The sequence below is a fragment of the Rhizobium sp. 25PS6 genome (assembly GCF_032464655.1).
Classification (GTDB): domain Bacteria; phylum Pseudomonadota; class Alphaproteobacteria; order Rhizobiales; family Rhizobiaceae; genus Rhizobium; species Rhizobium laguerreae.
The window spans coordinates 181,370-204,212 of sequence record NZ_JAWDIV010000004.1 but is presented as its reverse complement, the minus strand read 5'-3'; the positions used below and the strand labels follow the sequence as shown (position 1 = coordinate 204,212).

Genomic DNA, 22,843 nt, shown 5'->3' with positions numbered 1-22,843 from the left:
TATGAGTGACGAGATCCCGGAAAACGAAACCGGCAAGGATGATGCACGCCACGCCGAGAAAATGGCGAAGAAGAAGGCCGCGCGCGACAAAATCATGGCCACCAAGACGGATGGCAAGGGGCTGATCATCGTCCATACGGGCAAGGGCAAGGGCAAGTCCTCGTCTGCCTTTGGGATGATCTTCCGCCACATCGCCCATGGCAAGCCGTCTGCCGTCGTGCAGTTCATCAAGGGCGCGATGTGGACCGGCGAGCGCGACCTGATCGAGAAGCATTTCTCCGATCTCTGCCAGTTCCACACGATGGGCGAGGGTTTTACCTGGGAAACGCAGGATCGCGCCCGCGATGTCGCCGCAGCCTCCGCCGCCTGGGAAAAGGCCAAGGAGCTGATCCGCGACGAGCGCAATTCCATGGTGCTGCTCGACGAGATCAATATCGCGCTTCGCTACGACTATCTCGACATCAACGAAGTCGTCGCCTTTCTGAAGAGCGAGAAGCCCCATATGACGCATGTCGTGCTGACGGGGCGCAACGCCAAGGAAGAATTGATCGAAATCGCCGATCTGGTGACCGAGATGGAGCTCGTCAAACACCCCTTTCGCTCCGGCATCAAAGGGCAGCCGGGTGTGGAGTTCTAAACATCCGGGACTTGTTGATGTCGATAGTGCGCGAAAACCTTGGTGGTGGGGCGTTCATCATGGGTGAAGTGAAATTCGACGCCGTCCGGCGCCTCGTCCTCGGGCTCGGCTGCGAGCGCGGCACGTCGGCACAGGAGGTGTTGGCGCTAGCCGAACAGGCGCTTCGCGAGGCCGGGGTCAGCGGGGAGGCCCTTGCGGCCGTCGCCTCGATCGATAGCCGCACGAACGAGCCCGCGGTGCTTTCAGTCGCCGCCCATTTCTCTGTGCCGGCGGTATTCTTTGCCGCCGGGCGGCTGGAAGAGGAGACGCCGCGGCTCGCGAATCCCTCCGCGATCGTCTTTGCCCGCGTCGGCTGCCATGGTGTCGCCGAGGGTGCGGCGCTGGCTGCGGCGGGGCCGGATGCCGAGCTTGCTGTCGCCAAGATCAAATCTGCACATGCGACGGCGGCAGTGGCCCGCAGCGGGTTGCAGAAAGCCTGATCGGCGTTATGTTGGCGCCAATTCGCGGCGCCGTCCGGCAGCCTCACGGTTCACATCTAGAGGATATCTCATGCACAAGGTCATTTATGACACCGACCCTGGCGTCGACGACGCCATGGCGCTTCTCTTCCTGCACCGTCATCCCGAAATCGACCTTCTCGGCATCACCACGGTCTTCGGCAACGCCTCGGTCGAGACGACGACGCGCAATGCGCTCTTCCTCAAGAGCGAGTGGAATATTCCGGCACCCGTTTCCAAAGGCGCCAGCGTCACCATCGATTCCTCGCGCGCGGAGCGGCCATGGCCGGCCATGGTGCATGGCGATAACGGTCTCGGCGATATCGACGTGCCGGAGACGGTCGACCTGCCGCTCGATCCGCGGCCGGCGTATCGCTTCATCATCGACACGGTGCGCGCCCATCCGGGCGAGGTACGCCTCGTCGCCGTCGGCCGAATGACCAATCTGGCGCTGGCACTGAGGGAAGACCCCGAGATTGCGACTCTGGTCAAGGACGTTGTCATCATGGGCGGCAACTTCTATGTGCCGGGCAATGTCTCGCCGGTCGCCGAGGCCAATATCCACGGTGATCCCGAGGCTGCCGACATCGTCATGACCGCGCCCTGGAAAGTCGCCGTCATCGGCCTCGACGTCACCGCAATCACCACGATGAGCCGCAGCTATCTCGGCGAGATGGCGGCTAGGGGCGACAAGGCGGTCAAGCAGCTCGACGCACTCTCGCAGTCCTACATCGATTTCTACAGCCATGCGGTCGAAGACGGCATGATGGTGCATGACAGCTGCGCCTGCGTCTATGCCGTGGTGCCGGAGCTGTTCTCGTCAATATCGGGTGCGGTGCGTGTCGTCTGCGGCGGCATCGCCGATGGCCAGACGATCGTCAGGCCAGATGCACGGCGTTTTCCGCCTGATGACGCCTGGGACGGCTTGCCGAGCCAGATCGTCTGCACCGGCATCGAGTCGGACAGGGTCCTGGACCTCATCCGCAATACGCTGCTTGCAGCCTGACAAGCTCGAAGGCCGGCAACATCGACAGGCCTCGTTCTTTAGTCGGCGTCATCCTCGGCCTTGTGTGTGCCGAGGATCTGCTGCACCGGCTGCAGATGCTCGGGACAAGCCCGAGCATGACGAAAGAGAAGTTGGCCGACTTTGTCAGCAGTCCGTGCCGTGGCTGGCCGTTCGGGGTAATATTCTAATATATTCATATTGTTGCGCGGCTTTTCTGCGTAATCGAATCCGACACTTCACGAAGTGAGTCACGATCATCTCAGCAACTTCAAGTGAGGTGACGAGCGCGGCGTTGACCTTGCCCTTTGCGGGGCCTAGATCAGCAACATGATCGATGCCGCATTCTCCCATCTTCCGGCGCTTGAGCCGGGCAGCGTCTGGCTCGTCGGCGCCGGTCCCGGCGATCCTGGGCTTTTGACGCTGCTCGCCGCCAAAGGGCTTTCCGAGGCTGACGTCATCGTCCACGACGCGCTGGTCAACGAGGAATGCCTGGCGCTGACGCGGCCGGAAACGCTGGTGGAATATGCGGGCAAACGCGGCGGCAAGCCTTCGGCGAAACAGCGCGACATCTCGCTGCGGTTGGTGGAGCTGGCGCGCGCCGGCAAGCGGGTGCTGCGGCTGAAGGGCGGCGATCCCTTCGTGTTCGGGCGCGGCGGCGAGGAGGCGTTGACGCTGGTCGAGCACAATATCCCCTTCCGCATCGTGCCCGGTATCACCGCCGGTATCGGCGGGCTCGCCTATGCCGGCATTCCGGTGACGCATCGCGACATCAACCATGCCGTGACCTTCCTTACCGGCCATGATTCCTCCGGCATCGTGCCCGACAGAATCAACTGGGAGGCGATCGGCCGAGGTTCGCCCGTCATCGTCATGTACATGGCGATGAAACATGTCGCCGAGATCAGCGCCAATCTCATCGCCGCCGGCCGGCTGCCGACCGAGCCCGTCGCCTTCGTCTGTAATGCCGCGACCGGCCGGCAGCAGGTGCTGGAGACGACGCTTGGAGAGGCGACGGAGGCCGTTGCCGCCTCCGGCCTGGAGCCGCCGGCCGTGGTCGTCGTCGGCGAGGTGGTGCGGCTCAGGGCCTCGCTCGACTGGCTCGGCGCCCTCGGCGGACGGCGCCTGCAACCCGATCCATTCCGCCGTTCCGGCAAGGTGACGGCATGAGCGGCCTCCTGATCGCAGCACCTTCCTCCGGCGCCGGCAAGACGACGGTGACGCTCGGGCTGCTCCGGGCGCTGCGCCGGCGCGGCATCGCGGTCGCGCCCGGCAAGGCCGGCCCTGACTATATCGATCCCGCCTTCCATGCGGCAGCGAGCGGCACGCTCTGCCTGAATTTCGATCCCTGGGCGATGCGCCCGGAGTTGATCTCGGCCAATGCCGCCCTTCACCGTTCCGGCGACCGCATCCTCGTCATCGAGGCGATGATGGGGCTTTTCGACGGCGCGGCCGACGGAAAGGGAACGGCGGCCGAACTCGCCACTCAACTGGGGCTTTCCGTGGTGCTCGTCGTCGACGCCTCGCGCATGTCGCAGTCAGTGGCGCCGCTGGTTGCCGGTTTTGCCGGCTTCCGCGCCGATGTCCGCGTCGCCGGCGTCATCCTCAACAAAGTCGGCAGCGAACGGCACGAGGCGATGCTGCGACAGGCGCTGGAGGCTATCCGCATGCCCGTCATCGCCGTCATCGGCAGCGACAAAGGGCTTTCCCTGCCGGAACGTCATCTCGGGCTCGTCCAGGCCGGCGAACATGCGACGCTCGACAACTTCATCGACCATGCGGCGGATGCGGTCTCCGAGGAATGCAATTTCGAATTCCTGCTGCGCATTGCAAAGCAGGGGCTCAACCGGCCATCGGCCGCCAATATCGACCGGCTGCCGCCGCTGGGCGCACGCATCGCCGTGGCGCGCGATGTCGCCTTTGCCTTTTCCTACGAGCATATGCTGCTCGGCTGGCGCCGCCGAGGTGCTGCGATCTCCTTCTTCTCGCCGCTCGCCGACGAGGCGCCGGCTTTGGATGCCGACGCGATCTATCTGCCCGGCGGTTATCCCGAGTTGCATGCCGGACGGCTCGCCGAGGCGCAGAATTTCCGCGCCGGCATGCTCGATGCGGCAGCGCGGGACATCCGGATCTATGGCGAGTGCGGCGGCTACATGGTGCTCGGCGACGGGTTGATCGACGCGGAGGGCAAGCGCCATCAGATGCTCGGCCTGCTGCCCGTCGTCACGAGCTATGCCGAGCGCAAGCGCCATCTCGGTTATCGCCGTGTTGTGCCGCTCGACGGCGCCTTTTTCGCGCGGATGATGACGGCCCATGAATTCCACTATTCAACCGTCGTCTCCGAGGGCGAGGGCAAGCGGCTTTTTCAGGTGCAGGATGCGCTCGGAACCGATCTGGGGGCTGCCGGGCTCCGGCGCGACCAGGTAGCGGGCTCCTACATGCACCTGATCGATCTCGCCGGAGCTGCCGGATGAGCGCACCGATCGCCCATGGCGGCGGCATCACCGCCGCTGCCGCCGCCTTCGGTGGTAGGCCGGAAGACTGGCTTGATCTTTCCACAGGCATCAACCCGTGCCCCGTCGCTCTGCCGGATATTCCGGCAAGAGCCTGGCATCGCCTGCCGGACCGGCATCTTTTTGATGAGGCAAGGCGTGCAGCGCGTGACTACTATGGCAGCGGTGAGATCCTGCCGCTGCCGGTGCCGGGTACGCAGTCGGTCATCCAGCTTCTGCCGCGTCTCGTTGATCCGAGCGGACGGATCGCCGTGACGGACAACAGGGTCGCCGTGACGGACAACAAGATTGCCGTGGCGGACAACAGGGTCGCCGTGACGGACAACCAAATTGCCGTGGTATCGCCGACCTACGGCGAATATGCCCGCGCCTTCGCCTCTGTGGGGTTTGCCGTCGATGCGGTCGGCGATATTGCCGCGATCGGCGGTGGGCATCGGTTGGCTATCGTCGTCAATCCCAACAATCCCGATGGGCTGATATGGCCGACCGAAACGCTGATTGCCCTGCATGACAGGATGAAAGCAGCGGACGGGCTTCTCGTCGTCGATGAGGCCTTCGGCGATACTGATCCGGCGCCGAGCCTTACATCCCGTGCGCCGCAGCTTTCCAACCTCATTATCTTTCGCTCCTTCGGCAAGTTCTTCGGGCTTGCTGGCCTGCGGCTCGGTTTTGCCATTGCGCGGGACGATATTCTTGCGCGTTTCGACGACTGGCTCGGCCCCTGGGCGGTCTCCGGCCCGGCTCTTTCGATTGCAGGTTCACTGCTGCGCTCGGACGTTTCTCCGATTCGCGGCGGCATCGATGAGCGCTGCGCCGGCCTGCATAACGTACTGAAGGGCGCCGGGTTGCAGATTTCAGGAGGGACGGCACTCTTCACCCTTGTCGCCGATGCGAGAGCCGGCGACATTTACACGCATCTCTGCCGCCATCATATTCTCGTCCGCAAGTTCGACTATGCGCCGGATTGGCTGCGTTTCGGGCTGACGCCTGACCCGGCGGCAGACAGGCGGCTTGGCGAAGCCCTTCAGAGATTTGAGCGATGACGATCGACGAAAACCTTCTCGTACTGCTGCTGGCGCTGCTGCTTGACCGTATCGCCGGCGATCCGCAATGGCTGTGGTCGCGGATGCCGCATCCCGTCGTCATTTTCGGTGCAGCGATCTCCTATGCCGACCAGCAGCTCAACCCGGCAAGCCTCACGGGCTCGCAACGCCGAATGAACGGTATCGCCGCCATTATGGCGCTGCTTCTTTTGGCGGTGGCCGCAGGCTTCGTGTTCAACCGGTTCTTCGCGCTGTTCGGCCTTGCCGGCATCTTGCTGGAGACCGGGCTGGTGGCGATCTTCCTGGCGCAGAAAAGCCTTGCCGATCACGTCGCGGCCGTCGCCGTCGCCTTACGCGACGAGGGGCTTGCCGGCGGGCGGACCGCCGTTTCCCGCATCGTCGGACGCGATCCCGAGACGCTGGACGAGCCAGCCGTCTGCCGCGCGGCGATCGAAAGCCTTGCCGAGAATTTCTCCGACGGCGTCGTGGCGCCGGCGCTCTGGTATGCCGTCTTCGGCCTGCCAGGGCTCTTCGCCTACAAGATGCTGAACACGGCGGATTCGATGATCGGCCACAAGTCGGAAAAATACATCGATTTCGGCTGGGCCGCCGCCCGCCTCGACGATATCGCCAACTGGCCGGCCGCCCGGCTCTCCATCCTGCTGATCGCTGCCGGCGCCTGGATCCGGCGGGGAACAAGCGCCGGGCGCGAGGCGATCCGGGTGGCGATGCGCGACGGGGCCTTGCACCGTTCGCCGAATTCCGGCCGGCCGGAGGCGGCCATGGCCGGCGCGCTGAATGTCCAGCTCGCCGGGCCGCGCATCTATGGCGGCGTCATCGTGGCCGAGCCGATGATCAACGACACCGGCCGCGACGTGGCGACCTCAGGCGACATCGAGGACGGCGTATCGGTGTTCTACGCCAGCTGCATGGTGCTCGCCGGTGTGACGTTCGGGCTTTTCTTGTGTTTTCTGTAGAGGCGGCACGGTACGACCACGCCTCGGTAGACAGCTCCCACTCAAACGTTTATGCGAAACGCCTCCTACCTCCACCAGACCGGAAGCAGAGCGATGACAGTTCAGATTGAATTACCGTGCCCGAAGTGCAAGAGCACCAAGATGAAGTTCGAGCGTCCCGAGATCCGGGAGACCGACATCATCACCTGTGCCGCCTGCGGCCATAATCTCGGCACCATGGCCTCGATCCGCGAGAAGATGAACAAGGCCTACCAAGGGCTCAATCAGGCTGGGGCGAAGCGCAAGCTTCAATAAGCCTGCGGCGCACCCGCTTGCTGCCATGCGCCGTTAAAATTGTGATTACCATTCGGATTAAAGCAATCTAATAAGTATTGCCGTAGTCTCTCTTTCGTGAGGGCGCAATTAAGCTGCGTGTGTTCGAAGAGGGGCTATGATGAAGACGATTTTGGCGGCTGCGGCCGCAAGTTTATTGCTGCAGTTTTCTCCTGTTGCCGCTCAGGCGGCAACGCTGATAGCCAATATCAGCATCGGCAAGCAGACGATGACTGTTTCCGAGAACGGCTTCGTCAAGTATCGCTGGAAGGTTTCGACTGCGCGCAACGGCTATGTCACGCCGACCGGTTCGTGGAGCGCCAAGTGGCTGTCGCGTGATCACCGCTCCAGGAAATACGACAATGCGCCGATGCCGTATGCTGTGTTCTTCAACGGCGGTTATGCCGTTCACGCCACCTTCGACCTGAAGCGCCTGGGCCGGCCGGCCTCGCATGGCTGTGTTCGCCTGCATCCGGACAATGCCGCCCAGTTCTTCTCGCTGACGCGGCAGGCCGGCCTTGCCAATACCCGCGTGGTCATTACGCGCTAACCGAACGGGTTATGCGCTGATCATCCGTTCCAGCTCATCCATGTCATGGACGACGATATGCCGGTTGTTCTCGATGCGGATCACGCCCCGCTTGCGCAGCTTGGTCATCTGGCGGCTGACGGTTTCGATCGTCAGCCCCAGGAAATCGGCGATCTCGGCGCGGGAGAGCGGCAGGTCGAAGGCGGTGCTCGTGGGCGTCTGCGGTTCGGCATGGGTGGCGATGAGGTGGAGCAGGCTTGCGACCTTTTCCTGCGCGGTGCGCCGGCCGAGCGTCAGCATCCATTCGCGCGCGGCATCCAGTTCCCGCAACGCCTGACCGTGCAGGCTGCGCTGCAGTTCCGGTGTCTCCGATATCATGCGGTCCAGCAGGTTGCGCGGGAAGACGCAGATTTCGGCATCGGTCGCGGCTTCCGCCGAGAGCGTGCTTTCGCGCACGAAGGGCCTGCCGACGAAATCGGGGGCGAATTGCAGGCCGACGATCTGCTGGCGCCCATCCGGCATGACTTTGCAGAGCTTCACCACGCCGCACATGATATTCGAATAGAACGAGCTTTCCGACCCTTGAGCGATGATCTCGCCGCCGGCATCGACCTTGCGGCGCAGCGAGTGGCGGCCGAGGTCCTTCAATTGAAGGCTCGACAGTACGCCGCAAACGACGCCGTGCCGCGCCTGGCAGGAACGGCAGGCGACGGGGATGCCAACCTCGAGAACCCCACTGTGTGCGACGTCCATACCCTGATCCCTTCGAAATCCGCGTGTGCCGGGCGTAGCTGCGCATGCCAGGCATACCGTAGACGATTACGCCGCGATTGCGGGTTCGGCTATCCCGATTTCTTCCAGCGCGGCTTGATGATTATCAATTTTGCCGGGATCGCGAGTTGATCCAGATCAAAGTTTCCATGCCATGGCTACGCCCGAAGCGCTTGCGCCGAGAAGAGGCCGTCCGCGGGTTTGATTCGGAGGGCTTCTTCGCCCGGTGGGCGAACGGGTTTTCTGCAGCGGCATCGTCTCGCGCCCTGGGTGACGGCAAAGGCCGGCATTCCATTGCTGTTTAGGCAACACCCAGCCGGCAAATTGCCGCAGCGCTGGGACGAAAGCATTGGCTTTTGAAAAGGATTTGCCTATGAGGGGTTTAAATTGTCATTTCATGAGGTACAGCGCGTGACCGCTACATTCGATAAAGTTGCCGACATTATTGCAGAAACCAGCGAGATCGACCGCGCGACGATCACGCCGGAGAGCCATACGATCGACGACCTCGGTATCGACAGCCTCGATTTCCTCGACATCGTCTTTGCGATCGACAAGGAATTCGGCATCAAGATCCCGCTCGAAAAGTGGACGCAGGAAGTCAACGAAGGCAAGGTTTCCACCGAAGAATACTTCGTGCTGAAGAACCTCTGCGCCAAGATCGACGAGCTCAAAGCAGCCAAGGCCTGAGCGCCATAAAAGTCTTTTTTGAACGCCCTGCCGCCCTGAATATGGCGGCCGGGCGGTTTCGTTCCTAACTAGTGCATGCCGCCCAAAAGTGCGCAGCGGTTTTGGGCGGCATGCATAAAAACAAAGACCTAAAGTGCGAACCAGACGCGCTTTAGGCGTCACCGGCGGGCGGATCTGGCCTGTCGGGCCGGAGGATCCGAATGCTGCTGGAATATTTCCAGATGATTGACCGCGTCGAAGCGGTGGACCTGAAGAAGGGCACGCTTAAGGCGCGATCCGTCGTGCCGGCGAAGAGCCCCGTCTTCGAGGGTCATTTCCCCGGCATGCCGCTCGTTCCCGGCGTGCTGCTGATCGAGACCATGGCCCAGGCCTCCGGCATGCTGGTGCTTGCCGTCACCAATTTTGCCGCCATGCCCTTCCTGATGACCGTCGACGGCGCCAAGATGCGCACTTTCGTCGAACCGGAAGCCGTGCTCGACATCGAGGCGGTGCTGGAGCATGACGGTTCGGGTTTCGCGGTCACCAAGGCTAAAATCACGAGCGGCGGCAAAAAGGTCTGCGATGCGCAGCTGAAACTGCGCACCATGCCGTTTTCCGAGGTGCCGCTCGGCGATATCGTGAAGAAACGTGCCGGCGAGATCGGGCTTCTCGAAGCGATCGCGGCGCAGGGAGTGATTGGATGAGCAAGGCTGCAAACGACGTCGTTATCTCGGGCATCGGTATCGTCACCTGTCAGGGCGTCGGCAAGGATGCGCATATCGCGCTGCTTTCGGCCGCGAGCACGCCGAAGGCGATTGTCGAGACCGAAAAGTTCAAGCCCTATCCGGTGCATCCGCTGCCCGAGATCGACTGGTCGCAGCAGATCGCCAAGCGCGGCGATCAACGCCAGATGGAGAACTGGCAGCGCATCGGCGTCTTCGCCGCCGGCCTTGCGCTCGACGATGCCGGCTTCAAGGATGATATCGAAGCCTGCGGCACGATGGACATGATCGTGGCGGCCGGCGGCGGCGAGCGCGACATCAATGTTGACACACTGATCGTCGACGAAGCGCTGAAGCGCAATGACCGCGAGTTGCTGCTCAACGAGAAGCTGACGACCGAGCTGAGGCCGACACTGTTCCTCGCCCAGCTCTCCAACCTGCTCGCCGGTAACATCTCGATCGTGCACAAGGTCACCGGCTCGTCGCGTACCTTCATGGGCGAGGAAGCGGCCGGCATATCCGCCGTCGAGACCGCCTTCTACCGCATCAAATCAGGCGAATCCTCGCATGCGCTTGTTGGAGGCGCCTTCGCGGCCGAGCGGCCTGACATGATCCTGCTCACCGAAGCGATCGGCGCCCATGCGCGCGGCGACTGGGTGCCGCTCTGGTCGCGCAGGCCGAGCGACGGCGGCGGCATGATCACCGGTTCGGCAGGCGCCTTCCTGGTGTTGGAATCGCGCCAACACGCTAGAGCTCGCGGCGCCCATATCTATGCCGTCATCGACGCGGTCGAGGGTGACCGCGGCAACCGCAATTCCGGCAATCTCGAAGTCCGGCTGGAGCGGCTTTTGGCGCCGGCTGCCGGGCTTGCCACTGAGAGCACGGCGATCTTTTCCGGATCGACCGGCATGCACGATCTTGCCGCCCGCGAGCGGGCGGTGCTCGAACATCAATTGCCCGACGTCGCAATCCGCGGCTTCGGCGGCGTCACCGGCCACACTATCGAGACGCAGTTCACGCTGGGTCTGGCGCTTGCCGCCCTTGCCGTCGACGGTAAGGCCAAGGTTCCGCCCTTCGATGCCGCCCATGAGGCGCCGATGCGCGCAGGCGCCACAGCTGCCGTCGTGACCACGGTCGGACACCAGCGCGGCGAGGGCGTTGCCGTTCTTTCCGCAGATGCGTGAGGAGTGAGAAATATGACAGCTTCCGCTTATAGAGATCACCTCGGCCGTCCGATCGTGGCTGTTACCGGCATGGGCATCATCACCTCGCTCGGTCAGGGCCTCAGCGACAACTGGGCAGCGCTTTCGTCAGGCACGTCGGGCATCCACGAGATCAATCGATTCCCGACCGAGGGACTGTCGACGCGGATCGCCGGCACCGTCGATTTTATCGGCATCCCGGTGCCGAATGCCGTCGAGCGCTCCTATGCCTTCGCCCGCGAAACGACGATCGAGGCGCTTGCCGATGCTGGCCTTTCCGGCGATTTCAACGGCCCGCTGTTCCTCGCCGCCCCGCCGATCGAGCCGGAATGGAGCGCGCGTTTCGAGCTTGCCGACCGTTCGCCGGCTTCCGACCATCCGGGGGATGCCTATGAGCGCTTCCTGACGGCGCTGCGTCAGCGTCCGGATCCGGCCTTCCATGAGGCGGCCCTGTTCGGTGCGATTTCCGAGCGCCTTGCCGACCGGTTCGGCACCCGCGGCCTTCCCGTCACGCTGTCGACCGCCTGCGCCTCCGGCGTCACGGCGATCCAGCTCGGCATCGAGGCGATCCGCCAAGGCCGCACCGATCGCGCACTGACGGTCGCGACCGACGGATCGTTGAGTGCCGAAGCGCTGATCCGCTTCTCGTTGCTGTCAGCCCTTTCGACGCAGAACGATCCGCCGACCAAGGCTTCCAAGCCGTTTAGCAAGGATCGCGACGGCTTCGTCATCGCCGAGGGCGCTGCGACCCTGGTGCTGGAATCGCTGGAATCAGCAGTTGCCCGCGGCGCCAAGGTGCTCGGCATCATGAAGGGCGCCGGCGACAAGGCCGACAGCTTCCACCGCACCCGGTCGTCGCCCGATGGCGGCCCGGCAATTGCGACGATCCGCGCGGCCCTTGCCGATGCCGGCATCGACGAGAGCGGCATTGGCTACATCAATGCGCACGGCACCTCGACGCCGGAGAACGACAAGATGGAGTATGGCGCGATGTCGGCCGTGTTCGGCGATCGGCTCGTCGGCATTCCGGTGTCGTCCAACAAGTCGATGATCGGCCATACGCTGACGGCGGCGGGCGCCGTCGAGGCGGTGTTCTCGCTGCAGACGATGCTGACCGGGACGCTGCCGCCGACGATCAACTATAACAACCCCGATCCGTCGATCGTTCTCGATGTCGTGCCGAACAAGAAGCGGGAAGCCCAGGTTTCAGCCGTGCTTTCCAACTCCTTCGGCTTCGGCGGGCAGAATGCCAGCCTTGTCATGGCGCTTGAACCGGCTTAAGCGGTTCGCGACAATTTCAAAACAAGAAGACCGTCTTGAAGGCGAGGGATTTTGCCATGCGCGCTTTGCAACTGATCGATGACCGCAAGCTTGAGATCACCGACCTGCCGGAACCGGACGCTCCTGGTGCCGGCGAGGTGACGCTGCGCGTCAAGGCGGTGGCGCTCAACCATATCGACGTCTGGGGCTGGCGCGGCATGGCATTCGCCAAGCGCAAGATGCCGCTGGTCATCGGTGCGGAAGCTTCTGGCGTCGTCGAGGCCATCGGGCCGGGCGTCGCCAACGTGCTGCCGGGCCAACTCGTCGCGATCTACGGCGCGCGCACCTGCGGCCTCTGCCGCCGCTGCCGCGAAGGCCGCGACAATCTCTGCGAACATGTCTCCGGCGTGCACGGCTTCCATCTCGACGGCTTCGCCCAGGAGAAGGTCAACCTGCCGGCGCGCCTGCTGGTGCCGGCCCCTCCCGGTGTCGACGCGATCGGCGCGGCGCTTGCTCCGGTCACCTTCGGCACGGTCGAGCACATGCTGTTCGACAATGCCAAGCTTGAGCCGGGCGAGACGATCCTTGTCCATGCCGGCGGCTCCGGCATCGGCACGGCGGCGATCCAGCTCGCCAAGAAGATCGGCTGCACCGTCATCACCACGGTCGGTTCGGACGACAAGATCGAAAAGGCCAAGGCGCTCGGCGCCGATCACGTCATCAACTACCGCACCGACCGTTTCGAAGGCGTGGTGCGCAAGCTCACCAAGAAGAAGGGCGTCGACGTCGTCTTCGAACATGTCGGCAAGGACACCTGGGCAGGCTCGATGCTCTGCATGAAGCGCGGCGGGCGCCTCGTCACCTGCGGCTCGACCTCGGGTGTTTCGACAGAGATGAACCTGATGATGCTGTTCCAGCAACAGCTGAAGCTCTTCGGCTCCTTCGGCTGCCGTATGGAGAACATGGCGGATGCGATGCAGAAGATGGGCCGCGGGCTCGTCCATCCCGTCATCGATACCGAGGTCAGCTTCAGCGATATCGACCGGGCGCTGGAGCGGATGGAATCGCGCCAGATCTTCGGCAAGATCATCCTGAAGATGGACTGACCGCGTGAAGCTCTTCATCACCCGGATCGTTCTGGCGCTGAGGAATTTTCAGCAATGGCTGGTGGCTCAGATGATGTTCGGCTTCCTGAATTTCCTGAAGCTGTTTCCGGCCGATGGCGCGATCCGCTTCGCCGACAGGATGATGCGCCGCCTCGGCCGGCTGACCAGCCGCCACAGACTGATGCTGGCCAATCTGCGCAACGCCTTCCCTGAGAAGAGCGAGGCCGAGATCGAGGAGATCGCACTCGCTAGCTGGGGCAATATGGGCCGGCTTGCGGCCGAATACGTCTTTCTCGACCAGCTGTTCGACTATGATCCCGAAAAGTCGGAGCCGGGCAGGGTGGAGGTATCGGGCGTCCCGATCTTCCTCGACCTGCGCGATAATCCGCGCCCCTTCATCGTCTTTACCGGCCATACCGCCAATTTTGAGCTGCTGCCGGTGGCGGGTGCCGCCTTCGGGCTTACAGTGACGGTGCTCTTTCGGCCGCCGAATAATCCTTATGTCGCCAAGAAGGTGTTCGACTTCAGGAGCGCGCGCATGGGCAAGCTGGTGCCGTCGCATGCCGGCTCCTCCTTCGCGCTTGCCCGTCAGCTGGAAGCAGGCCAGGGTGTGGGCGTACTGGTGGACCAGAAATTCCGCAAGGGGCTGAAGGGCACCTTCTTCGGCCGCGACGTCAAGACCAATCCGCTGCTGCCGAAGCTGGTGCGCCAGTTCGACTGCGAGGTCTATCCGGCGCGCTGCATCCGGCTGCCGGGAAATCGCTACCGGCTGGAAATCGAGCCACGGCTGAACATGCCGCGCGACGCCAAGGGCAATCTCGACCTGCCGGCCGCCGCCCAGCTGCTCAACGACAAGGTGGAAAGCTGGGTACGGGAATATCCGGAGCAGTGGCTCTGGTATCACGACCGCTGGCAGATCAAGCAGACGCTCGGGCCTTAGAATAGGATGCTCCAAACGAATAGTTGGAGCATGATGTCGCCCGAAAACCGCTCACACTTTTCGGCATCACACTCAAAAAAGGTCCACCCCCATTTATCAGCGGTGAAAAGCGGCAGGTGCTCTCGGATTGAAACTGAGGGCGCTTCATGTTACCCGTCACCACCAAGGCGCGAATAATGTCTACCGGAAGGCGCATTTTTGGGAAATGCGGCCATGTGAGGTTTCGGACTCGTCTCTTGGCACAATGGGAGTGGGAGGCGTCTTGCTGGAGCTTTTTCGAGCTTTTTCTTTGCGTTGCGTGCAAATCGAGGAAGCCATACGCCTGGGCGACGACCAGCGCGTCACGGCGCTCGACCGTCATGTCGAGCCGCTGGTCGAGGCAATCCTCGCCTGCCGGGCAGCCAATCTGCTCGAAGTCTACATGCAGCTGCAGTTCGTGAGCCACCTGATCAGCCAGGATGCCGACGATAGCGCCAGCGTCACGGAGCATACGTCGGTGCTTTCCTATCTGCTCGACCGCTATTTCGGGGCGCATGGGCCGGACTGGCGCGTGCCTTCTCCGCAGGATGTGCGCATAGAGCCGCCGCCGGCCTATGTGCCGGATACCGACAATGGCCAGTTCCTCAACGCGGCGATCCTCGAAAGTCTGCCGGATCGCGTGGCGGTGCTGACACGGGACTATCGCTACCTCTATTCCAATCCAGCCAACAGCGCCCATCTCAACAGGAAGCCAATGGAACTCATCGGCCGCCACCTTTCCGAATTCATCGGCGAGGAGCGGTTTGCCGAATGCGCCAAGCATAAGCTCGACGCCTGTTTTGCCGGTGACCAGATCGACTATACCTATGAGCGCCCGGACGGCAGCGGTGGGTCGCGGCAGGTGCGCTGTCGCATGTCGCCGCTACGCGATGCGGGCGGCACGGTGATCGGCGCCCTGCTCGTCATGGAAGATCTCGACCGGCTGTCGCAGGCTGCCTGATCCCGGTGGGCAGCCTTAGGCGGCCTGACCAACTCGGCAGCCTCGGGTAATCCGGCTAAACGGCCGCCCAGACGGCGAGCTCGTAGCCGTCGCGGTCGAGGAAGTGGAAGCGACGGCCGCCAGGAAAATCGGTGATCGGCCGGCAGATCGTGCCGCCAGCTCTTTCGACTGAGGTCAGCACTTCTTCCAGATCATTGGCATAGACGACGACCAGCGGGCCGCCGCCTGTCCGCACCGGTCCGAAATCGGTAAAGCCGCCCTTCAGCCGGCCGTCGTCGAATTCGCAATAATTCGGGCCGTAATCGGTGAAACGCCAGCCGAAGGCCGAGCCATAAAAGGCTTTGGCGGCAGCGATGTCGGCGACGTTGAATTCGACATAGTCGATGCGGCGGTCGTGGTTTTCTGTCTTCTCGGCCATCTATCTCTCCATCAGGGCTTTCAGCATGGCGAGATCCTTCTCGACATGGGTGGCATCGGCGGAAAACTGCGCGTCGGTCATGCCGGGCAGACGCAGCAGCGTGAACATGACCTCGCAGCCATCGCCGTTCGGCACGATGCGCAGGGCATTATAGACCCTGAGGCCGGATTCGATCGTCACCGTATGGTCGATCACGCCGAATTCATTGGCAGGCACGAAGCTCACCCTGATTTTTCCAAGGGCGCCATCGGCGATCCAGTCGGCACCATCAGGATCGAGCCCGGTCGCAAGGCCGGAGGCCCAGAGCGGCATGTTCTCCGGCTTGCCGGCGAATTCATAGACGTCGCGCCAATCGCGCTCGATCGACCGGTGGATGATTTTCGCGGGCATTGTCGTCATGGCTTGCGGGTCCCTGTCATTTGGTTTCGTCAGAATAACAGACCGGCCGGCAGCGTCTTGAACAAAACGGTCAGTCGCCTCTTTTCCGCATGCCGAGTTGGTCGAAAATGACGGCGGGCGTCAACGTCGAAAGCTCGCCGACCTCCCGCGTCATGTGAGGCTGGTCGGCAAAGCCCGCTTCCAGCGCAAGGCGGGCAAGCGGCATCGTGCCCGACTTGCGGCAGAGGTCGAGGAAACGCTGGAACCGGCGAATCCGTTCCAGCGTCTTTGCGCCGTAGCCGAAATGATGGTGGCAGCGACGGCGCAGCTGCCTTTCGCTCATGCCGAGCTGGTCGAGCAGGCCGGATGCCGGGCGACCGCCGTCGGCGGCGGCGAAGATCATGACGGCGTCGCGGGCGGGCTCCTCCGCATCGCGCGCGGTCTCTTCAAGCAGGCGTCCAAACAGTGCCATCGCGGCCGAGGGGTCGGGACAATCCGCAAGCCGCGCTTCGAATTCGGCGGTGTCCTTCCGGCCGATTTCGGCAAGGGGCACCGAGCAGCCGATCAGCGCCGAGAGCGGCGTCTTCAGCCAGGATGCTGCAGCGCCAGGTGCAAAACGTGCGCCGATGACGGTCGCGCCCGGCTGGATGACGGGAAAGGCCGCCGTCCTGTCGGGGCCGGCGACGACCAGCCGGCCGTCGATCCAGAGGAGATCGCAATAGCCATCCGGTACGATCGCCACCATTGCCGGCGGTCCGTTGTGAAGCGCATGAGACCAGAGGCGGCTGAAATGGCGTCGCAGTGTCGGCGGCGGTGCATATTCGCGGTAGCGGCCGGCGCGGGCCGCCAGGAGGGCCGCCTCTTTTCGTTTTCCCGATGCCAATGCGATATCTCCCGAACCACTGATGATAACATGAGATAGGGCATTACGGGCAGGACGCGCGAAAAACTTGCGGCTTCGGATCAAGCGGCGGCTGGCGGGTTGTCGGACAAGCGGGGATTTTGCAAGCCTCATTTCATTGGCTTTTGCGAACCGATTAGACCCTTGCGAGACTTGCCGTTTGACCGAGACAGTGCCACAACACCGGTCCAAATGACACATCGGAGGTTTGTCGTGGAAAAGGCAGAAATCGGACTGATCGGCCTTGCGGTCATGGGCTCCAACCTGGCGCTCAACATCGCGGAGAAAGGCAATAAAATCGCGGTCTTCAACCGCACGCCGGAGAAAACCGACGAATTCTACGAAAGCGCCGGCGATCTGAAGAAGCAGATTATTCCCTGCAAGACCATCGAGGAATTCGTCGATTCGATCCGGCCGCCGCGTCCGATCATCATCATGATCAAGGCGGGCGAGCCCGTCGACCAGCAGATGGAGCTGCTGCGCCCGCATCTCTCCAAGGGCGACATCATGATCGATGCCGGCAACGCCAATTTCCGCGACACCGTCGCCCGCTTCGACCGGCTGAAGAATACCGATCTGACCTTCATCGGCATGGGTGTTTCCGGCGGCGAAGAAGGTGCGCGCCACGGCCCGTCGATCATGGTCGGCGGCACCGAAGAGTCCTGGAAGCGCGTCGAGAAGGTGCTGACCTCGATTGCCGCCCGCTACAATGACGAGCCCTGCGTCGCCTGGCTCGGCAATGACGGCGCCGGCCATTTCGTCAAGACCATTCACAACGGCATCGAATATGCCGACATGCAGATGATCGCCGAAATCTACGGCATCCTGCGCGACGGCCTCGGCAAGAGTGCCTCGGAAATTTCCGGCATCTTCGGCGAATGGAACAAGGGCCGGCTGAACTCCTACCTGATCGAAATCTCCGAGAAGGTGCTTGCCGCAACCGATCCTGTTTCCGGCGGGCCGATGGTCGACATGATCCTCGACAAGGCCGGCCAGAAAGGCACCGGCAAGTGGTCGGCGATCGAGGCGCAGAACATGGGCATTCCGGCAACGGCGATCGAAGCCGCGGTCGCCGCCCGCAGCCTCTCCTCGATGAAATCGCAGCGCGAAGCCGCCGAGAAGATCTTCGGAACGCAGGCCGTGTCCTTCCCGATCGCTTACGGTCCTGAGCTCAACAGGGATCTGGAGCTGGCGCTTTTCGCCGCCAAGATCGGCGCCTATGCGCAGGGCTTCGCGGTGATGGCGGAGGCGTCGCGCGAGTTCAACTGGTCGCTGCCGATGCCGACGATCGCCAGGATCTGGCGCGCCGGCTGCATCATCCGCTCGCAGTTCCTCGACGAGATCACCTCGGCCTTCACCAAGTCGCCTGACGCTGCAAACCTCATCGTCACGCCAGCCTTCTCCGACATGGTCAAGGAATCGATCCCGGCGCTGCGCCGTGTCGTCGGTGCCGCGATTGCCGCCGGCCTGCCGGTGCCGGCGCTGACCTCGGCGCTGACCTATTTCGACGCCTATCGCCAGGGCAGGGGAACGGCAAACCTCATCCAGGCACAGCGCGACTTCTTCGGCGCCCACGGCTTCGACCGCCTTGATGCTAGGGATTTCCACCACGGCCCCTGGGGCAGCGGTGCCTCGACCTTCTGAGGTTTACAGATTTTTCAATGAGAGGCCCGGCCATAGTGCCGGGCCTTTTGCTGAAATGCCGCGGCCGAGAACCCGGAGATCTAAGTGACGAGCATTCGGATAGCCGCCGCGCAGACGCCGGAATTTCGGGAGAATGTTGGGGCGGCCTTGGATTATGCGGTTAAGGTTGCGGCGCTCGCCGAGGCTGATGGCGTGGCCCTGCTCGTCTTTCCAGAAGGCTTTCTGCAGGGCTACCTGATCGATGAACCATCGGCGCGGCGTGTTGCCCTCGATCTTGCATCGGCGGAGTTCGCGGCAGTCCTGGATCGGTTGCCGAAGTCGGGACCGATGCTGGTCATGGGGCTGATCGAGACCGATGACGGGCGATTGTTCAACACCGCCGTCGTCGTCGAGCGCGGCGCTCTCCTCGGTCGCTACCGGAAAACCCACCTGCTGCCCGGCGAACGGGCTTTCGAGGCAGGAAAGGACAGTCCGCTCTTTGCGACGGGTGCGCTGCGCTTCGGGATCAACATCTGCTACGACACCAATTTTCCGGAGGCAGCCGCAAAGGTTGCTGCGTCTGGCGCATCGCTGATCTTATGCCTGTCCAACAACATGATGCCACGGGAGAAGGCGGAAATATTCAAGCCGCTGCATAATGCCGTTCGCGGTGAAAGATGCCGCGAGGCAGGCCTGTGGCTGATATCGTCCGACGTAGCGGGTGAGCGCGACGGGCGCATCGCCTGGGGACCGACGGCCGTGCTGAACCGGCAAGGGCATGTCGTGGCGCAGCTCCCGCTGGAGGAGCCCGGCTTGCTGATCTTCGACTTTCCCTGCATAGCATCTGCGAGCTATCACGTTTGAGGAGTTGACAGAGATGTTCATCCGAGACGAAACGCCTGATGATATCGATGCGATCCATGATCTGACCTCGACCGCCTTCAAGCCGATGCCCTACAGCGACGGTACGGAAGCGGAAATTGTCCGAAGACTTCGCGCGGCGGGCGATCTCAAGATATCGCTGGTAGCCGAGCAGGATGGCGAGATTCTCGGGCATATCGCGTTTTCGCCGGTGACGATCGACGGCGCGCATGATGCCTGGTTCGGGCTGGGGCCGATATCGGTCAAGCCGGAGAGACAGCGGCAGGGTATCGGCAAGGCGATGATTGCACGGGGTCTCGAATTGTTGAACGATATCGGCGCCAGCGGATGCGCGCTGATCGGCAATCCCGAGATCTACAGCCGTGTCGGTTTCAGCAGCGACGGACAGTTGACGTATCTCGACCTCGATAGGCGGCTGGTGCAGAGGATTGTCTTTCGCGGATCTCCGCCAAGCGGGACGTTGCAATTCGCCCCAGCATTTGAAAGCTAGAATATTCCGTTCAACGGCTGAAACTCCAAACTCAAGCTGACAGAGAAGGCGACGACATGTCCCAAGCGGGCGCGATGACCATTCGAACCGAGCGTCTCAAGCTCCGCATGCCTGTTATCGGCGATTTCGCCGCCTATGCTGAGATCATGGCATCGCCGCGATCCGTCGGAATGGGCGGCCCGTTCGATCTGCGCGCGGCGTGGGGGATGTTCTGCCACGACGTGGCTCTCTGGCAGCTTTTCGGGCACGGAGCGCTGACGATCGAGCTTGGCGAAACCGGCGAATGCGTCGGTCAGGTGGGGATCAATCACGGGCCTCTCTTTCCGGAGAAGGAGCTCGGCTGGTTCGTCTATGAAGAATATGAGGGCAAAGGCTATGCGACCGAAGCGGGCTTGGCGCTGCGCGACTGGGCTTTCGCAACGCTCAAGCTGCCATCGCTCGTCAGCTATATCGCTCCCGGCAATGCTGCATCTGTCGCCGTTGCGGAACGGCTGGGCGCGCGTCTCGATCCCACAGCACCCCGAACTGATCCTGCCGATCTCGTTTACCGTCACCTCGCTTCCTGAACGGAGAACATGGTCTTGGGCGCACTGTGATTGGTTGCAGACGTCTCAGTCCCTACATGTTGATCAGCTAGGGAATCGAGTTCCGCAAGAGATGGGCATATCCGATGACGGGCGAGAAGCGGGAACACTGGGACGAGGTCTATCGCACGAAACCTGCCGACAGCGTCAGCTGGTATCAGCCGACGCCCGGGCCTTCCTTGCGGGCGCTTGACGAGCTGCAACTGCCGGCCACGGCCTCGCTGATCGATGTGGGCGGCGGCGCATCGAGCCTTGTCGACCGTCTTGTCGAGCGCGGTTGGTCCGACCTCACCGTCCTCGACATCGCCGCGCCGGCGCTCGATGTCGCCAAGGCGCGGCTGCGGGATGAAGCCGCCCGCATCACCTGGGTGGTTGCCGACGTCACTTCATGGCAGCCCGACCGCCATTACGATGTGTGGCACGACCGCGCTGTTTTTCACTTCCTCACCGAGCCCGAGCAGCGGCTGGCCTATCGCCGCGCGCTCGAAACCGGCACGGCGGCGGGCAGCGCCGTGATCATCGCGACCTTCGCGCCGGACGGGCCGGAACGGTGCAGCGGCTTGCCGGTCCAGCGTTACGACGCGGTGGCGCTTGCGACCGAATTCTCGTCCACCTTCGCGCTTCAGCGTGACTGGCGGGAGGAACACACGACACCCGGCGGTGGCCGGCAGTCGTTCCAGTGGTGCATTTTTCGGAGGCGCTGAGCCCCTTTTGAGAAGGCGGCGGAGAGACGCCCTAGCGATCTCGTCTACTGCTGCCTCGTTTCCCGAGGGAGGCAGTCGAGGATGAAATCCGCCCGGTCGGCGACCGCGATTTTCGGCAGCATGACGACGTCGTAGCCGAGCGTCGGATAGACGGCGACAAGTCGATCATATTCCGCGACCGCCTCGTCGAAGCCATGGCGCCGCTCGGGGTCGGTCGTGTAGATTTCGGGCCATGGCGGCGTGAGAAAAACCCTCGGGTGATAGCGATGAGCGGCGCTCAATTTTTCCAGGGCCGGTTCTCCGGTCAGGTGCTGCAGCGCTGCCGCGGCATCGATCAGCCCGCGATCAAAAAACGTCCAGCCGGCCTGCTCACGCGCAGCCTTGTGATCGGCGATCGCCATCTCGATCGCGCGGCGGGCAAACGCCGCCATGTCGGCCCAGGGCAGGACGGTGCCGCCGCTCTCGATCTCCTGCTTGACGATCCGTCGGCCGGGCTCTTCGACGACGGCATGACCGCGTGCAGCAAGCTCAGCAAGCAGCGTCGATTTTCCGCCGCCGGAACATCCCGAAATCAAGACCGACCCGTTCATCTTCAAGCTCCCGTCTCAGGCGGCTCGTCGGGCGCGCGCCAGGCCGTGGTCCACCAGTCGGTCGATGATTTCGGCGTAGGTGACGCCGCTTGCCGCCATCGCCTTGGAATACATGCTGATATCGGTGAAGCCGGGGATGGTGTTGATTTCATTGACGAGGAACTGCATGTCATCCGTCAGGAAGAAATCTATGCGGGCCATGCCGTCGCAGCCGACCGCCCGGAAGGCTCTTGCGGCCACGTCGCGCATGGCGGTCTCGACCTCCTGCGGCAGTTCGGCCGGCACTTTCAACGCCGCACCGTTCTCGTCGATATATTTGGCATCGTAGCTATAGAAGTCGTGGCTTTCCGCCGGCACGATCTCGCCCGGCCGGGAGACGAAGAGTTCGCCTGCCGCATCCTCGAGCACACTGAATTCGATCTCGCGGCCGCGCACGAATTCCTCGGCGAGCAGCGTGCGATCGTGGCGGAAGGCTTCAGTAAGGGCGGGTGCGAATTCCTGGCTGGCATGGACCTTGGCGACACCGACCGACGATCCCTGGCGCGCAGGCTTGATGAAGAGCGGCAGGCCGAGCTCGCCTTCCAAGGCTGCCAGTGAAGGGGCGGCACTCTCATGGATCGTCACCGCGCGCGCCACCGGCAGGCCCGCCGCCCTCAGCAGGCGTTTGGCGATGTCCTTGTCGAGCGCCGTGGCCGAACCGAGGATGCCGCAACCGGCGAGTGGAACGCGGGCCACCTCCGCCGCGCCCTGTACCGATCCGTCTTCGCCATGCTGGCCGTGAAGGACAGGAAACAGGATGTCGACCTTTGCTAGGTCATGCGGCGCGCCATGAGTTGGGATCGCCAGCACCCGGCCGCGCCCACCCGGCACCAGGCAGATTTCCGTGCCTGATGAAGGTGTCGCCAGCACGCCATCCTCAAAACTGCTCAGCAGCCACTGTCCGTCGCGCGTGATGAAGACGGGGACTGCGTCGTATTTCTCGGGCATGAGCGCGCCCATGACATTGGTTGCCGAGAGCACGGAAACTTCATGCTCGGCCGAGCGGCCACCGAAGAGCACGGCAATGCGCAGCCTGTTTGGGGATGGGGTCATGAAAGCCTCCGAAACGATCTG

At 63.0% G+C, this 22,843-nt stretch carries 27 protein-coding genes; 21 read left to right on the top strand and 6 right to left on the bottom strand.

All coding sequences use genetic code 11. The features are described 5' to 3' along the window. Position 1 precedes the first annotated feature (1 nt). The 9 genes from cobO to RWK44_RS07605 all read left to right on the top strand — a co-directional run bounded on the left by cobO (position 2) and on the right by RWK44_RS07605 (position 7,532). Entirely contained in the window at positions 2–637 is a 636-nt protein-coding gene (cobO, locus tag RWK44_RS07645) for a cob(I)yrinic acid a,c-diamide adenosyltransferase (RefSeq protein ID WP_077978430.1), read from the top strand. 59 nt (positions 638–696) lie between these two features. Next, entirely contained in the window at positions 697–1,116 is a 420-nt protein-coding gene (locus RWK44_RS07640; RefSeq protein ID WP_131665055.1) for a cobalamin biosynthesis protein, read from the top strand. Positions 1,117–1,186: 70 nt separating this feature from the next. Then, a complete protein-coding gene (locus RWK44_RS07635) occupies positions 1,187–2,140 on the top strand; it encodes a nucleoside hydrolase (protein ID WP_131664921.1) in 954 nt (317 codons plus the stop codon). A gap of 327 nt (positions 2,141–2,467) precedes the next feature. Then, complete coding sequence (gene cobA, locus RWK44_RS07630) at positions 2,468–3,307, top strand: uroporphyrinogen-III C-methyltransferase (protein WP_221998035.1); 840 nt, start codon at positions 2,468–2,470, stop codon at positions 3,305–3,307. Beyond that, positions 3,304–4,611, top strand: a complete 1,308-nt coding sequence (locus RWK44_RS07625) for a cobyrinate a,c-diamide synthase (RefSeq protein WP_221998037.1) — start codon at positions 3,304–3,306, stop codon at positions 4,609–4,611. Before cobA ends, RWK44_RS07625 begins: the two co-directional genes overlap by 4 nt. Then, positions 4,608–5,693 (top strand): threonine-phosphate decarboxylase, encoded by a 1,086-nt coding sequence (locus RWK44_RS07620; protein WP_221998039.1) that lies wholly within the window; start codon positions 4,608–4,610, stop codon positions 5,691–5,693. The genes RWK44_RS07625 and RWK44_RS07620 overlap by 4 nt, the downstream gene beginning before the upstream one ends. Beyond that, the gene (gene cbiB / locus RWK44_RS07615) at positions 5,690–6,670 is read left to right on the top strand and encodes an adenosylcobinamide-phosphate synthase CbiB (RefSeq protein WP_316028623.1); all 981 of its coding nucleotides are present in this window, start codon (positions 5,690–5,692) and stop codon (positions 6,668–6,670) included. Before RWK44_RS07620 ends, cbiB begins: the two co-directional genes overlap by 4 nt. 93 nt (positions 6,671–6,763) lie before the next feature. Next, the gene (locus RWK44_RS07610) at positions 6,764–6,964 is read left to right on the top strand and encodes an ECs_2282 family putative zinc-binding protein (protein ID WP_168306413.1); all 201 of its coding nucleotides are present in this window, start codon (positions 6,764–6,766) and stop codon (positions 6,962–6,964) included. 139 nt (positions 6,965–7,103) lie between these two features. After that, a complete protein-coding gene (locus RWK44_RS07605) occupies positions 7,104–7,532 on the top strand; it encodes a L,D-transpeptidase (RefSeq protein WP_168321650.1) in 429 nt (142 codons plus the stop codon). 9 nt (positions 7,533–7,541) lie between these two features. Here RWK44_RS07605 and RWK44_RS07600 read toward each other — a convergent pair whose 3' ends face one another. Continuing rightward, a complete protein-coding gene (locus RWK44_RS07600) occupies positions 7,542–8,264 on the bottom strand; it encodes a Crp/Fnr family transcriptional regulator (protein WP_222061066.1) in 723 nt (240 codons plus the stop codon). Positions 8,265–8,693: 429 nt separating this feature from the next. On the opposite strand from RWK44_RS07600, the gene RWK44_RS07595 reads away from it, so the two are divergent. The 7 genes from RWK44_RS07595 (at position 8,694) to RWK44_RS07565 (ending at position 15,160) form a co-directional block, all read left to right on the top strand. Further along, complete coding sequence (locus RWK44_RS07595; RefSeq protein WP_003540486.1) at positions 8,694–8,972, top strand: acyl carrier protein; 279 nt, start codon at positions 8,694–8,696, stop codon at positions 8,970–8,972. A gap of 200 nt (positions 8,973–9,172) precedes the next feature. Beyond that, positions 9,173–9,655, top strand: coding sequence for a 3-hydroxyacyl-ACP dehydratase FabZ family protein (locus tag RWK44_RS07590; RefSeq protein ID WP_003540474.1), 483 nt, complete (start codon positions 9,173–9,175; stop codon positions 9,653–9,655). Next, on the top strand, positions 9,652–10,857 hold the full coding sequence (locus tag RWK44_RS07585; RefSeq protein ID WP_168321652.1) for a beta-ketoacyl-ACP synthase: 1,206 nt from the start codon (positions 9,652–9,654) through the stop codon (positions 10,855–10,857). The genes RWK44_RS07590 and RWK44_RS07585 overlap by 4 nt, the downstream gene beginning before the upstream one ends. A 12-nt stretch (positions 10,858–10,869) precedes the next feature. Beyond that, positions 10,870–12,156, top strand: coding sequence for a beta-ketoacyl-ACP synthase (locus tag RWK44_RS07580; RefSeq protein ID WP_003540471.1), 1,287 nt, complete (start codon positions 10,870–10,872; stop codon positions 12,154–12,156). Positions 12,157–12,212: 56 nt separating this feature from the next. Then, the gene (locus tag RWK44_RS07575; protein WP_221943828.1) at positions 12,213–13,241 is read left to right on the top strand and encodes a zinc-binding dehydrogenase; all 1,029 of its coding nucleotides are present in this window, start codon (positions 12,213–12,215) and stop codon (positions 13,239–13,241) included. 4 nt (positions 13,242–13,245) lie between these two features. Then, entirely contained in the window at positions 13,246–14,181 is a 936-nt protein-coding gene (locus tag RWK44_RS07570; protein ID WP_221943826.1) for a lipid A biosynthesis lauroyl acyltransferase, read from the top strand. Between the two features lie 262 nt (positions 14,182–14,443). After that, positions 14,444–15,160: a PAS domain-containing protein gene (locus tag RWK44_RS07565; protein ID WP_221943824.1), complete on the top strand. Its 717-nt coding sequence runs from the start codon at positions 14,444–14,446 to the stop codon at positions 15,158–15,160. Between the two features lie 55 nt (positions 15,161–15,215). Here the strand turns inward: RWK44_RS07565 and RWK44_RS07560 are convergent, their stop codons facing one another. The 3 genes from RWK44_RS07560 to RWK44_RS07550 all read right to left on the bottom strand — a co-directional run bounded on the left by RWK44_RS07560 (position 15,216) and on the right by RWK44_RS07550 (position 16,839). Next, positions 15,216–15,578: a VOC family protein gene (locus RWK44_RS07560; RefSeq protein ID WP_020050327.1), complete on the bottom strand. Its 363-nt coding sequence runs from the start codon at positions 15,576–15,578 to the stop codon at positions 15,216–15,218. Continuing rightward, on the bottom strand, positions 15,579–15,977 hold the full coding sequence (locus tag RWK44_RS07555; protein WP_221943822.1) for an SRPBCC family protein: 399 nt from the start codon (positions 15,975–15,977) through the stop codon (positions 15,579–15,581). A gap of 70 nt (positions 15,978–16,047) precedes the next feature. Beyond that, the gene (locus RWK44_RS07550; RefSeq protein ID WP_221943820.1) at positions 16,048–16,839 is read right to left on the bottom strand and encodes a helix-turn-helix domain-containing protein; all 792 of its coding nucleotides are present in this window, start codon (positions 16,837–16,839) and stop codon (positions 16,048–16,050) included. 210 nt (positions 16,840–17,049) lie between these two features. Between RWK44_RS07550 and gndA the strand changes: the two genes are divergently transcribed. The 5 genes from gndA (at position 17,050) to RWK44_RS07525 (ending at position 21,140) form a co-directional block, all read left to right on the top strand. Continuing rightward, positions 17,050–18,501 (top strand): NADP-dependent phosphogluconate dehydrogenase, encoded by a 1,452-nt coding sequence (gndA, locus tag RWK44_RS07545; RefSeq protein WP_221943818.1) that lies wholly within the window; start codon positions 17,050–17,052, stop codon positions 18,499–18,501. A gap of 84 nt (positions 18,502–18,585) precedes the next feature. Next, positions 18,586–19,344 (top strand): carbon-nitrogen hydrolase family protein, encoded by a 759-nt coding sequence (locus RWK44_RS07540; protein WP_316028622.1) that lies wholly within the window; start codon positions 18,586–18,588, stop codon positions 19,342–19,344. A 13-nt stretch (positions 19,345–19,357) separates the two neighbouring features. Next, positions 19,358–19,852, top strand: a complete 495-nt coding sequence (locus tag RWK44_RS07535; RefSeq protein ID WP_316028621.1) for a GNAT family N-acetyltransferase — start codon at positions 19,358–19,360, stop codon at positions 19,850–19,852. A gap of 56 nt (positions 19,853–19,908) precedes the next feature. Beyond that, positions 19,909–20,418 carry a GNAT family N-acetyltransferase gene (locus tag RWK44_RS07530; protein ID WP_222061076.1) on the top strand — a complete coding sequence of 170 codons (510 nt, stop codon included), beginning with the start codon at positions 19,909–19,911 and terminating at the stop codon, positions 20,416–20,418. A 104-nt stretch (positions 20,419–20,522) separates the two neighbouring features. Further along, entirely contained in the window at positions 20,523–21,140 is a 618-nt protein-coding gene (locus RWK44_RS07525) for a class I SAM-dependent methyltransferase (protein WP_132609091.1), read from the top strand. A 44-nt stretch (positions 21,141–21,184) separates the two neighbouring features. Here the strand turns inward: RWK44_RS07525 and RWK44_RS07520 are convergent, their stop codons facing one another. Both RWK44_RS07520 and RWK44_RS07515 read right to left on the bottom strand, forming a co-directional pair. Then, a complete protein-coding gene (locus tag RWK44_RS07520) occupies positions 21,185–21,730 on the bottom strand; it encodes an AAA family ATPase (RefSeq protein ID WP_316028620.1) in 546 nt (181 codons plus the stop codon). Between the two features lie 15 nt (positions 21,731–21,745). Continuing rightward, a complete protein-coding gene (locus RWK44_RS07515) occupies positions 21,746–22,822 on the bottom strand; it encodes a D-alanine--D-alanine ligase family protein (RefSeq protein WP_131642356.1) in 1,077 nt (358 codons plus the stop codon). Positions 22,823–22,843 lie beyond the last annotated feature (21 nt).

Excerpts from the sequence above, each read along its gene's own strand:
- RWK44_RS07530 (WP_222061076.1), top strand. The coding sequence starts at position 19,909 with ATGTCCCAAGCGGGCGCGATGACCATTCGAACCGAGCGTCTCAAGCTC.
- RWK44_RS07640 (WP_131665055.1), top strand. The coding sequence starts at position 697 with ATGGGTGAAGTGAAATTCGACGCCGTCCGGCGCCTCGTCCTCGGGCTC.
- RWK44_RS07625 (WP_221998037.1), top strand. The coding sequence starts at position 3,304 with ATGAGCGGCCTCCTGATCGCAGCACCTTCCTCCGGCGCCGGCAAGACG.
- RWK44_RS07520 (WP_316028620.1), bottom strand. The coding sequence starts at position 21,730 with ATGAACGGGTCGGTCTTGATTTCGGGATGTTCCGGCGGCGGAAAATCG.
- RWK44_RS07515 (WP_131642356.1), bottom strand. The coding sequence starts at position 22,822 with ATGACCCCATCCCCAAACAGGCTGCGCATTGCCGTGCTCTTCGGTGGC.
- RWK44_RS07610 (WP_168306413.1), top strand. The coding sequence starts at position 6,764 with ATGACAGTTCAGATTGAATTACCGTGCCCGAAGTGCAAGAGCACCAAG.
- gndA (WP_221943818.1), top strand. The coding sequence starts at position 17,050 with ATGACACATCGGAGGTTTGTCGTGGAAAAGGCAGAAATCGGACTGATC.
- RWK44_RS07580 (WP_003540471.1), top strand. The coding sequence starts at position 10,870 with ATGACAGCTTCCGCTTATAGAGATCACCTCGGCCGTCCGATCGTGGCT.
- RWK44_RS07575 (WP_221943828.1), top strand. The coding sequence starts at position 12,213 with ATGCGCGCTTTGCAACTGATCGATGACCGCAAGCTTGAGATCACCGAC.
- cobO (WP_077978430.1), top strand. The coding sequence starts at position 2 with ATGAGTGACGAGATCCCGGAAAACGAAACCGGCAAGGATGATGCACGC.
- RWK44_RS07635 (WP_131664921.1), top strand. The coding sequence starts at position 1,187 with ATGCACAAGGTCATTTATGACACCGACCCTGGCGTCGACGACGCCATG.
- RWK44_RS07535 (WP_316028621.1), top strand. The coding sequence starts at position 19,358 with ATGTTCATCCGAGACGAAACGCCTGATGATATCGATGCGATCCATGAT.
- RWK44_RS07525 (WP_132609091.1), top strand. The coding sequence starts at position 20,523 with ATGACGGGCGAGAAGCGGGAACACTGGGACGAGGTCTATCGCACGAAA.
- RWK44_RS07555 (WP_221943822.1), bottom strand. The coding sequence starts at position 15,977 with ATGACGACAATGCCCGCGAAAATCATCCACCGGTCGATCGAGCGCGAT.
- RWK44_RS07585 (WP_168321652.1), top strand. The coding sequence starts at position 9,652 with ATGAGCAAGGCTGCAAACGACGTCGTTATCTCGGGCATCGGTATCGTC.
- RWK44_RS07605 (WP_168321650.1), top strand. The coding sequence starts at position 7,104 with ATGAAGACGATTTTGGCGGCTGCGGCCGCAAGTTTATTGCTGCAGTTT.
- RWK44_RS07600 (WP_222061066.1), bottom strand. The coding sequence starts at position 8,264 with ATGGACGTCGCACACAGTGGGGTTCTCGAGGTTGGCATCCCCGTCGCC.
- RWK44_RS07620 (WP_221998039.1), top strand. The coding sequence starts at position 4,608 with ATGAGCGCACCGATCGCCCATGGCGGCGGCATCACCGCCGCTGCCGCC.
- RWK44_RS07560 (WP_020050327.1), bottom strand. The coding sequence starts at position 15,578 with ATGGCCGAGAAGACAGAAAACCACGACCGCCGCATCGACTATGTCGAA.
- cbiB (WP_316028623.1), top strand. The coding sequence starts at position 5,690 with ATGACGATCGACGAAAACCTTCTCGTACTGCTGCTGGCGCTGCTGCTT.
- cobA (WP_221998035.1), top strand. The coding sequence starts at position 2,468 with ATGATCGATGCCGCATTCTCCCATCTTCCGGCGCTTGAGCCGGGCAGC.
- RWK44_RS07590 (WP_003540474.1), top strand. The coding sequence starts at position 9,173 with ATGCTGCTGGAATATTTCCAGATGATTGACCGCGTCGAAGCGGTGGAC.